Genomic DNA, 10,601 nt, shown 5'->3' with positions numbered 1-10,601 from the left:
CCGGCGATAGGGCCGTTGAGGTCTGGCACTAAGCCAACTCCCCACACTGCGCCTCCCGCTGCATCGACTCCAGGTTGCGTTCGATCGTCTCGCAAATGCTGTCCATCTGGATCTGGTGTTCACTGAGTCTGAACGGGCTCTGCAAATCCGTCCCGATCCGCTCGATGGCCAGCAGCATGAAGCCCACCACCGTCGAAGCCAGCGGCGTGAACCAGCCCAGCGATTCCACCAGCCCCACCGGTACGATCAGGCAGAACAGAGTGATGAACAGCCGCGGAAAGTACACGTAAGGGTAGGGCAGCGGCGTATTGGCGATCCGTTCCATGCCACCCTGGGCATTGGACAGGTCCACCAGCGTCGATTCCAGCCTTGCCAGGCGAATGCTGTCCAGCCGCCCGGCCTGGTACTCACGCGCCAGCAATGCCGCCGAACCACTCAAAATGTCGTTGGCGAAATTGTTCGAGCGGTTGCGCCGCTCGAATTCCGCAGGCGGGATGAACGCCATCAGTTCATCCGGGCAGCGCTCACCCTTCAAGTGTGCCGCCAGGCAGTTCACATAGGCGATATGCCTGCGCAGCAGGGTAGCCTTGACCGGGTTCAGGCCATCTTCCGGGTCATCGATCAGGGTCAGCGCCTGCCGTGCGAAGCTGCGCGAACTGTTCACCAACGCCCCCCACAAGGTGCGCGCTTCCCACCAGCGGTTGTAGGCGCTGCTGTTGCGAAAGCTCACCAGCACCACCAGCGCCGAGCCCAGCAAGGTCAGCGGAATCAGCGGCAGGGTGAACTTGCTGTTGAAGAACAGCATGAAATCGATGGTGACCAGCACATCCCAGATCAACAGCCAGAACAGCGACCAGCCGATGTAGCCGACGGTCTTCACGACCAGGCGGTACTTGCGGGTGATGATGTCTTTCACGCGGGGTACCTCGAAGCGCGGGTGATGCAGGATCGGACGTCGAGGGATGGGCATGGTTCGGTGTGGTTCGTCAGGGGTTGTTACCAGACGTGTTCACAGAAAGCCCGAGCGTGCGGCGCTCACCCAGTAGCGACGTCTGGCAGTGACGCTTGCAGGTCACTGCCGCCGTGATCCATACGGAGGTGGACGCCGAGCAGAAACTATTGCACCGGATCACTCACCGGCTTGGCAAAGATGGCCTTGAGTTCGCTGGTCATCGGGAACTCCAGGTTCAGGCCTTTAGGCGGAATCGGCTGTTCGAACCAGCGCTGGTAGATCCCGTTGATTTCCCCTGAGCTGTACAGCTCGCCCAGCGACGCGTTCACCAGGGCGAGGAACTGCGGGTCATCCTTGCGCACCATGCAGCTGTAGATTTCCCGTGATTGCTCTTCCCCGACCACCACCCAATTGTGCGGGTCGCGGGCCTTGGCGCGTTCGCCGTAGAGCAATGCATCGTCCATGTAGAACGCCGCCGCCCGACCGGACTGCAACATCTGGAAGGCCTCACCATGGTCCTTGGCGCTGATCACGTACATGTTCATCTTGTTATCGACGTTGTAGCTTTTCAGGTAGCGTTCGTTGGTGGTGCCTGCGGTAGTCACCACATTCTTGCCGCGCAGGTCGGCGAAACTCTTGATCCCGCTGTCCTTGGCCGTCAGCAACTGGCCTTTGACATAGATGAACCCATAGGAAAACGCCACCTGTTTCTGGCGCTCTGCGGTGACGCCGGTCGAGCCGCACTCCAGATCAACGGTACCGTTCTGCACCAGCGGAATGCGGGTTTGCGATGTCACCAGGTTGTATTTCACCCTGAGCTGGGGCAATGCCAGCTTCTGCTTTACCCGCTCGACGATCTTGTTGGCCAGGTCTACCGAGTAGCCCATGGGTTGTCCCGAGTGGTCGCCCACATAAGAGAACGGTACTGAAGCATCGCGATAGCCCAGGGTGATGCTGTTGGCTCTGGCAATCTTGCCCAGGGTAGGCCCCAGCGCTGCTTCGTCAGCATGGGCCTGGGTGCCTAGCAACAGGCCAAGGGTGCAGCCGATCAACGTGATTTTTCGCATTGTTATTCTCCGTTGTAGGTGAGGGGGTCAGAGACATGCTGCAGTACGGCTATTTCCACCAGCCGCACGGGCGGTGAAACCCTGCAGGTCGATGGAGGGGCGGCGCTGGCCGATCAGTTCACTCAGCAGACGTGCGCTGGCGCAGGCCAGGGTAAAGCCCAGAGCACCATGGCCAAGGTTCAGCCACAGGTTGCGATACGCCGTTGCGCCCAGCAGCGGCACGCCGCTAGGCGTGGCCGGACGCATGCCGGCCCATTCGATGGCGTAGTCATAATTACCGGCATTGGCGAAGGTCTCGCGGGCCTGGCGCCTGAGCAAGGCCAGGCGCTTGGGGTCCAGCGCCGGATCGAAACCGACAATGTCGACCATCGCCGCCACCCGCAACTGTTCACCGATCCGGGCGTAGACGATCTTGCGGTCGTAGTCGGTGATGCTCAGGTCCGGCGCCCGGTGCTGGGCGCCGATCGGTACTGTCAGGCTATACCCCTTGAGCGGATACAGCGGCAGGTCGATGCCTGGCAGTGCCAGCAACGCACTGCGATGGCCGGCCGCAATCACCAGGTGCTCCACCGGCAGCACTTCGTCGTCCAGTTCAATCGCATTCACCATGCCATGCGCATAGCGAATTCCGGACACCGCCTGGCCCAGACGAAACTTGCAGCGTCCCGACGCCTGCAAGCGCGCCGCCAGCTGCTGGCAAAAGCTGTAGCAATCGCCGACCTCTTCATCCGGGGTATAGATGGCGCCGACAAAGGGCGCCTCCATCAGCGCTGGGTCCAGACGGGCACAGTCGGCGTGCGATAGCACCTGTTGTTGCTGGGGCACGGCAAGGTTCTTGCGCGCATGCTCGAAGCTGCTGGCCTTGCGGAAGGTGACCAGCTTGCCGTTGCGCCGCCAGTTGAAACCACCCAGGCCGTCCTCCTCACGCCAGGCTTGCAAGGTCGACTGGCTCAGCAGGGCGAGGCGCAGCAGATGGCCGGCGTTGGCGCGGTTGACCGAGGAGCGGCAAGCCCCAAGGAATGCTGCCATCCAGCGCCACTGCGCACGATCAAAGCGCGGGCGCAATCGCAGCGGCGATTCACCGCGCAGCATCCAGCCAATGGCCTGCAATGGCACGCCGGCGTCGGCCAGGGGCGCCACGTAGCGATAGGACAGCTGGCCGCCGTTGGCGAAGCTGGTTTCACTGCCCAACGAATCGCGAGCCTCGATCAGCGTCACATCAAAGCCGTCGCGTACCAGTGCGTAAGCGGTTGACAAACCAATGACGCCACCGCCAATGATGCATACATGCTGAGCCATGTCAGTCCTTGGTCGTGGTTGGAACGAGGCTGAGGTTAGGGCCAGGTGACAGGTGGCGAAAAATGAATAAAGATCGCTGAGCCATAAACAAAGGTTATGGACTTGCCATGCGCCTTCGCCATATCGAGATTTTCCAGGCCATCCGCCAGACCGGCTCGGTCAGCGGTGCCGCACAGTTGCTGCACGTTTCCCAGCCTGCCGTGACCAAGGTTCTGCAGCACGCCGAGCAGCAACTGGGCTTTCCGTTGTTCCTGCGGGTGCGCGGCAAGCTTCAGCCCACGCCCGAGGCGCTGGAGCTGGAGCGTGAGGTCGACAAGGTAACGGAGAGCCTGCAAGGGGTGCGACGCCTGGCGCAAAGCCTGCGTCGCGCGCCGGGCCACAGCCTGCGGATCGGTGCGACCCCGACACTGGCACTGTCGCTGCTGCCGCCGGCCATTCATGAATGGACCCAGCGGTACCCGGAAATCGCCTGCGAGCTGTCCAGCGCCCACAGTCGCGAACTGGTGCAGAACCTGTTAATGCGGGAGATCGACGTCGCCCTGACCCTGCAACAGCCAGATCACCCTGCGCTCAAGGCTCAGGCACTGGCCAGCGGGGTGTTGGTAGCGTTGGCGCCGGCAGGTTATTGGCCACAAGAAGATGAAGGCAAGCCGCTGTCGTTGATGGCATTGGCCGATGCGCCCTTGATCGGGCTGTCCAGCGCCGACCCGCTGTCGGTGCGCCTCGACAGCTACCTCAAGGCGGTGGAGCCGCCGCCACGGGTGAGCATTGCGGTGCAGACCTATTCACTGGCCAGGGCGATGGTCGAATCCGGTGCTGGGCTGGCCGTCATCGACCCCTTCACCGCCCTTGGCGCGGCGCCTGGGGTGACCGCTATTCGTCCGCTGGCCCCGGCGTTGCCGATCACCTTGTATGCGGTGACCCGCGTTGCCGAACCGTCAGCGCATACACTGAGCGAGCTGCTGACGATTTTCAGCAGCCGTGCCCAGGGGCAGCTGGATCGTTGGTGCTGACTGGACGGGCAAAAAAAAACCGACCATAAGGTCGGTTTTTTCGGATCTTGGTGCCCCGAGGGAGACTCGAACTCCCACTCCTTTCGAAAACGGATTTTGAATCCGCCGCGTCTACCAATTCCGCCATCAGGGCATGTGGCGCGCAGTATAGAGAGCCGCCGCTGGTCGGTCAATCGGCTTTCATGGTCAATTTTCACACATTGGGCTAAACTTCCCGGCCCTGCCGAACCGAACATTATCATGCGCGTCGCCGATTTTTCCTTCGAACTCCCCGATTCCCTGATCGCCCGCCACCCGTTGGCCGAGCGCCATGGCAGCCGTCTGCTGGTGCTCGATGGGCCAACCGGCGCGCTGGCGCACCGGCAATTCCCCGACCTGCTCGAGTACCTGCGCCCGGGTGACCTGATGGTGTTCAACAACACCCGGGTGATTCCGGCGCGCCTGTTCGGCCAGAAAGCTTCCGGCGGCAAGCTGGAAGTGCTGGTCGAGCGCGTCCTCGACAGCCACCGGGTGCTGGCCCATGTCCGTGCCAGCAAGGCGCCGAAGGAAGGCGCGGTGATCCTCATCGATGGCGGCGGCGAGGCCGAAATGGTCGCGCGCCATGACACGCTCTTCGAGCTGCGCTTCACCGAAGAAGTGCTGCCACTGCTCGACCGCGTCGGCCACATGCCGCTGCCGCCCTACATCGACCGCCCGGACGAGGGCGCTGACCGTGAGCGCTATCAGACCGTGTATGCCAAACGTGCCGGTGCGGTCGCCGCGCCCACCGCAGGCCTGCACTTCGACGAAGCGCTGCTGGAAAAGATCGCCGCCAAGGGCGTCGAGCGGGCTTTCGTCACCTTGCACGTGGGCGCGGGCACCTTCCAGCCGGTGCGGGTCGACAAGATCGAAGACCACCACATGCATAAGGAGTGGCTCGAAGTGGGCCAGGATGTGGTCGATGCCATCGAGGCCTGCCGCGCCCGTGGTGGCCGGGTGGTCGCGGTCGGCACCACCAGCGTGCGTTCGCTGGAGAGCGCCGCGCGCGATGGCGTGCTCAAGGCCTTCAGCGGCGACACCGACATCTTCATCTACCCGGGCCGGCCGTTCCATGTGGTCGACGCGCTGGTCACCAATTTCCACCTGCCGGAGTCCACGCTGCTGATGCTGGTCTCGGCCTTCGCCGGCTACCCCGAGACCATGGCCGCCTACGCGGCGGCGGTCGAGCAGGGGTACCGCTTCTTCAGTTACGGTGATGCCATGTTCATCACCCGCAATCCGGCGCCACGCGGGCCCGAGGATCAAGCATGAGTCGCACCTGTCGAATGTCCTTCGAACTGCTGGCCACCGACGGCAAGGCCCGTCGTGGCCGCATCACCTTCCCACGGGGCACCGTGGAAACCCCGGCGTTCATGCCGGTGGGCACCTATGGCACCGTCAAGGGCATGCTGCCGCGCGACATCGAGGCCATCGGCGCCGAGATGATCCTGGGCAACACCTTCCACCTGTGGCTGCGTCCGGGCACCGAGGTGATCAAGAAGCACAACGGCCTGCACGACTTCATGCAGTGGAAAGGCCCGATCCTCACCGACTCCGGTGGCTTCCAGGTGTTCAGCCTGGGCGCCATGCGCAAGATCAAGGAAGAGGGCGTGACCTTCGCCTCGCCGGTCGATGGCGCCAAGGTGTTCATGGGCCCGGAAGAGTCGATGCAGGTTCAGCGTGACCTGGGCTCGGACGTGGTGATGATCTTCGATGAGTGCACCCCGTACCCGGCGGAGCACGACGTGGCGCGCGCGTCCATGGAGCTGTCGCTGCGCTGGGCCCAGCGCTCGAAGAACGCCCACGCCGACAACACCGCGGCGCTGTTCGGTATCGTCCAGGGCGGCATGTACCAGGACCTGCGCATGCGCTCGCTGGAGGGCCTGGAAAACATCGGCTTCGATGGCCTGGCCATCGGCGGCCTGTCGGTGGGCGAACCCAAGCATGAAATGATCAAGGTGCTGGATTATCTGCCAGGCCAGATGCCTGCTGACAAACCTCGTTACCTTATGGGGGTAGGCAAACCGGAAGATCTCGTTGAGGGTGTGCGCCGCGGCGTCGACATGTTCGACTGCGTGATGCCGACGCGTAACGCGCGCAACGGTCATCTGTTCGTCGATACAGGGGTGATCAAGATCCGCAATGCGTTCCATCGCCACGATGATTCGCCGCTGGATCCGACCTGTGACTGCTACACCTGCACCAACTTCTCCCGCGCCTATCTCCATCACCTGGACAAGTGCGGCGAAATGCTGAGCAGCATGCTGAATACCATCCACAACTTGCGCCATTACCAGCGCTTGATGGCCGGTTTACGCGAGGCTATTCAACAGGGTAAATTGGCCGCCTTTGTCGACGCCTTCTACGCCAAGCGCGGGCTTCCTGTGCCGCCTTTGGACTGACTGTCCGCATCCATTATTAGAAAATTACATTAGGAGTGCCCAATGAGCTTCTTGATCCCCGCCGCATACGCGGACGCCGCAGCACCTGCCGCCGGCCCAGCCGGTACCGGCTTCGAGTGGATTTTCCTGGTCGGTTTCCTGGTCATCTTCTACCTGATGATCTGGCGCCCGCAGGCCAAGCGTGCAAAAGAGCAGAAGAACCTGCTGAGCAACTTGCAGAAGGGTGACGAAGTTGTCACCAACGGCGGCATCGCCGGCAAGATCGTCAAGGTTTCCGATGATTTCGTGGTACTGGAAGTTTCCGACAACGTCGAGCTGAAGTTCCAGAAGGGTGCCATCGCGGCCACCCTGCCAAAAGGTACGCTCAAGGCTATCTGAGTTACCGGTTTCATTTTTCCAGTCGGGGCGCGCAAAGCGCCCCGCGTCTTGAACGGGCGGCGTGATGCTGAACAAATACCCTCTGTGGAAATACGCACTGATCGTGCTGGTACTGGCGATCGGTTTTATTTATTCCGCTCCCAACCTCTACCCGGATGATCCGGCGGTACAGATCAGTGGTGCCAGTTCGGCGCTGCAGGTGAACCAGGCTGACCTCGACCGCGTCAGCAAGGCGCTGGGCGATGCCAAGATCGCCGTGAAGGGCGCTAGCCTGGGTGAGAAGGGCAGCGGGCTGATCCGCCTGACCAATCAGGAAGACCAGCTGCCAGCCAAGGATGTAGTGCGCAAGGCACTGGGCGATGATTACGTCGTGGCCCTGAACCTGGCCCAGACTACCCCGCAATGGCTGCGCAACCTGGGCGCAAGCCCGATGAAGCTGGGCCTGGACCTGTCCGGTGGTGTGCACTTCCTGCTGGAAGTGGACATGGACAAGGCCATGAACGCCCGCATGAAAGTCTACGAAGGCGAGGTCAAGACCTTGCTGCGCAAAGAGCGCATCCGCTACCGCAGCCTGCCTCAGCAGGATGGCGGTATCATGCTGGGCTTCGCTGACGATGCTACCCGCGAACAGGCCCGTGCCCTGATCCGCAAGAATTTCAACGACTTCGACCTGACCACCACCGAGCGCAACGAGCTCGCCGTGCTGCGTCTGGCGCTGACCCAGGCGAAAGTCGCCGAGATCCGCGAATACTCGATCAAGCAGAACCTCACTACCGTCCGCAACCGGGTCAACGAGCTGGGTGTAGCCGAGCCGCTGGTACAGCGCCAGGGCGCCAACCGCATCGTGGTCGAGCTGCCAGGCGTGCAGGACACTGCCGAAGCCAAGCGCATCCTGGGTAAAACCGCCAACCTGGAGTTCCGCTTCGGTGCCGAACCGGGCGCGTCCAAGGCCACTACCGAAGTGTTCGAGTTCCGTGAAGGTGGCCGTTCCGCCGCGGTCGAGCGCGGCCTGATCATCACCGGTGACCAGGTGACCGACGCCCAGGCCAGCTTCGACGAGCAAGGTCGCCCGCAGGTGAACATCCGCCTGGATGGCCACGGTGGCGAGCTGATGACTCGCGCTACCCGCAGCAACGTCGGTCGCAGCATGGCGGTGATCTTCATCGAGCAGAAGCCGGTCACCCGCTACGTCAAGCAGACCGTCGACGGCGTCGAGAAGGACGTTGCCGTACAGAGCTTCCAGGAAGAGAAGAAGATCATCAGCCTGGCGACCATCCAGTCGCCGCTGGGCAGCCAGTTCCGCATCACCGGCCTGAACGGCCAGGGCGAATCGTCCGAACTGGCCCTGCTGCTGCGTGCCGGTGGCCTGGCTGCGCCAATGTACTTCGCTGAAGAACGCACCATCGGCCCAAGCCTGGGTGCTGACAACATCACCAAGGGTATCGATGCGTCGCTGTGGGGCATGCTGTTCGTCTCGCTGTTCATCATCGCCATCTACCGCGCCTTCGGTGTGATCGCCACCATTGCACTTGCAGGCAACATGGTCCTGCTGCTGGCGCTGATGTCGCTGCTGGGCGCAACTCTGACCCTTCCGGGTATTGCCGGTATCGTGTTGACCATGGGTATGGCGGTGGACGCCAACGTGCTGATCTTCTCGCGTATCCGCGAAGAGCTGAACGCTGGCATGTCGGTGCAGCGCGCCATTCACGAAGGCTTCAATCGCGCCTATACCGCGATCATCGACGCCAACCTGACCAGCCTGCTGGTCGGCGGCATCCTGTTCGCCATGGGTACCGGCCCGGTCAAAGGCTTTGCGGTCACCATGTCCCTCGGGATTTTCACCTCGATGTTCACCGCCGTCATGGTGACCCGTGCAATGGTCAACCTGACCTGCGGCGGGCGTGACATCAAGAAGCTGTGGGTTTGAGGGAGCTGCGATGAAAACCATCAACTTCATGGGCGTGCGCAATGTCGCGTTCGCCGTTACCGTGCTCCTCACCGTGCTGGCGCTGTTCAGCTGGTGGCAGAAGGGCCTTAACTTCGGCCTGGACTTCACCGGCGGTACGCTGATCGAGCTGACCTACGAGCGCCCGGCCGATCTCAAGGCGGTGCGTGCCGAGCTGGTCAATTCCGGCTTCAACGAGGCGGTGGTGCAGAGCTTCGGCGCCACCACCGACCTGCTGGTGCGCATGCCGGGCGATGACCCGCAGCTGGGCAACAAGGTTGCCGAGGCCCTGCAGAAGGCTGGCGGCGACAACCCGGCCAAGGTCAAGCGTGTCGAGTTCGTTGGCCCGCAGGTGGGTGAAGAGCTGCGTGACCAGGGCGGCATGGGTATGCTCCTGGCCTTGGGCGGCATCCTCATCTACCTGGCATTCCGCTTCCAGTGGAAGTTCGCCGTGGGTGCGATCGTCTCGCTGATCCACGACGTGGTGGTGACCCTGGGTATCCTGTCGTTCTTCCAGATCACCTTCGACCTGACGGTACTGGCGGCGGTGCTGGCGATCATTGGCTACTCGCTGAACGACACCATCGTCGTGTTTGACCGGGTGCGCGAAAACTTCCGCGTCATGCGCAAGGCCTCGCTGATCGAGAACATCAACGTTTCCACCACCCAGACCCTGCTGCGTACCATCGCCACTTCGGTTTCCACCTTGTTGGCCATTGCCGCGCTGCTGTTCTTCGGTGGCGACAACCTGTTCGGCTTCTCGCTGGCCCTGTTCATCGGCGTCATGGCCGGTACCTATTCGTCGATCTATATCGCCAACGTGGTGCTGATCTGGCTGAACCTGAGCAGTGAAGACCTGATCCCGCCGGCCAAGACCGACGGTGTGGACGACCGTCCGTAAGGCGTACTCCATGCCGTTTGGCGGCCCAAAAGGCGTGAGTGTTGAACTCGCGCCTTTTTTTTTACTCCAAGGCTGGGAGAAGGCGGGTCGGACCCGCGGGTTATGATCAGGAGGTTCATGTGAACAAATCAATGCTTGTGGGTGCGGTACTGGGTGCTGTCGGTGTGACTGCCGGAGGTGCTGTCGCGACCTACAGCTTGGTCAACAAGGGGCCTGAATATGCACAGGTCACCGACGTGCAACCGATCAAACAACAGGTAAAAACCCCCCGTGAGGTCTGCAAGGACGTCGCCGTGACACGGCAGGCGCCGGTCAAGGACCAGCACCAGATCGCCGGTACCGTGGTGGGCGCCATTGCCGGTGGCCTGCTGGGTAACCAGATCGGTGGTGGTAGCGGCAAGAAGATCGCCACCGTGGCCGGTGCGGTCGGTGGTGGTTATGCCGGTAACAAGGTGCAGGAGGGCATGCAGGAGCGTGACACCTACACTACCACGCAAACCCGCTGCAATACGGTCAACGACATCAGCGAGAAAGTGGTGGGCTACAACGTGAAGTACACCATTGGCGACAAGGTGGGGCAGGTGAAGATGGATCACGAGCCCGGGTCGACCATTCCGCTGGACAAG

10 protein-coding genes and 1 tRNA gene are annotated in these 10,601 nt (G+C 62.2%); 7 read left to right on the top strand and 4 right to left on the bottom strand.

All coding sequences use genetic code 11. The annotated features are described in order from the left end of the window. Window positions 1-28: 28 nt before the first annotated feature. The 3 genes from ACK1U9_RS14625 to ACK1U9_RS14615 form a co-directional block, all read right to left on the bottom strand. Window positions 29-916 (bottom strand): bestrophin family protein, encoded by an 888-nt coding sequence (locus ACK1U9_RS14625; RefSeq protein WP_108480921.1) that lies wholly within the window; start codon window positions 914-916, stop codon window positions 29-31. A 200-nt stretch (window positions 917-1,116) separates the two neighbouring features. Continuing rightward, entirely contained in the window at window positions 1,117-2,019 is a 903-nt protein-coding gene (locus ACK1U9_RS14620; protein WP_085600675.1) for a transporter substrate-binding domain-containing protein, read from the bottom strand. A gap of 27 nt (window positions 2,020-2,046) precedes the next feature. Beyond that, window positions 2,047-3,318, bottom strand: a complete 1,272-nt coding sequence (locus ACK1U9_RS14615) for a D-amino acid dehydrogenase (RefSeq protein WP_108480922.1) — start codon at window positions 3,316-3,318, stop codon at window positions 2,047-2,049. 107 nt (window positions 3,319-3,425) lie between these two features. Here ACK1U9_RS14615 and ACK1U9_RS14610 point away from each other — a divergent pair, with 107 nt between their 5' ends. Further along, a complete protein-coding gene (locus tag ACK1U9_RS14610; protein WP_108480923.1) occupies window positions 3,426-4,331 on the top strand; it encodes a LysR family transcriptional regulator in 906 nt (301 codons plus the stop codon). A 48-nt stretch (window positions 4,332-4,379) separates the two neighbouring features. Here ACK1U9_RS14610 and ACK1U9_RS14605 read toward each other — a convergent pair. Beyond that, window positions 4,380-4,464: transfer RNA gene (locus ACK1U9_RS14605), tRNA-Leu, on the bottom strand. A gap of 107 nt (window positions 4,465-4,571) precedes the next feature. Here ACK1U9_RS14605 and queA point away from each other — a divergent pair. From queA to ACK1U9_RS14575, 6 genes are all read left to right on the top strand, one after another. Next, window positions 4,572-5,621 (top strand): tRNA preQ1(34) S-adenosylmethionine ribosyltransferase-isomerase QueA, encoded by a 1,050-nt coding sequence (queA, locus tag ACK1U9_RS14600; protein WP_085600669.1) that lies wholly within the window; start codon window positions 4,572-4,574, stop codon window positions 5,619-5,621. A 14-nt stretch (window positions 5,622-5,635) separates the two neighbouring features. Next, window positions 5,636-6,751: a tRNA guanosine(34) transglycosylase Tgt gene (tgt, locus tag ACK1U9_RS14595; RefSeq protein WP_013971009.1), complete on the top strand. Its 1,116-nt coding sequence runs from the start codon at window positions 5,636-5,638 to the stop codon at window positions 6,749-6,751. A gap of 42 nt (window positions 6,752-6,793) precedes the next feature. After that, window positions 6,794-7,129, top strand: coding sequence for a preprotein translocase subunit YajC (gene yajC / locus ACK1U9_RS14590; RefSeq protein ID WP_003259111.1), 336 nt, complete (start codon window positions 6,794-6,796; stop codon window positions 7,127-7,129). Window positions 7,130-7,193: 64 nt separating this feature from the next. Beyond that, window positions 7,194-9,056, top strand: a complete 1,863-nt coding sequence (gene secD / locus ACK1U9_RS14585) for a protein translocase subunit SecD (RefSeq protein WP_046615815.1) — start codon at window positions 7,194-7,196, stop codon at window positions 9,054-9,056. A 10-nt stretch (window positions 9,057-9,066) separates the two neighbouring features. After that, entirely contained in the window at window positions 9,067-9,975 is a 909-nt protein-coding gene (gene secF, locus ACK1U9_RS14580) for a protein translocase subunit SecF (RefSeq protein ID WP_046615814.1), read from the top strand. A 119-nt stretch (window positions 9,976-10,094) separates the two neighbouring features. After that, window positions 10,095-10,601, top strand: a 507-nt coding sequence (locus ACK1U9_RS14575) for a glycine zipper 2TM domain-containing protein (protein ID WP_449109976.1), incomplete at its 3' end; no start/stop codon positions are given.

Source organism: Pseudomonas sp. XP1 (genome assembly GCF_053557675.1).
Note: the sequence above shows the minus strand (reverse complement) of the source record. Positions and strands in the feature narration are given on the sequence as shown.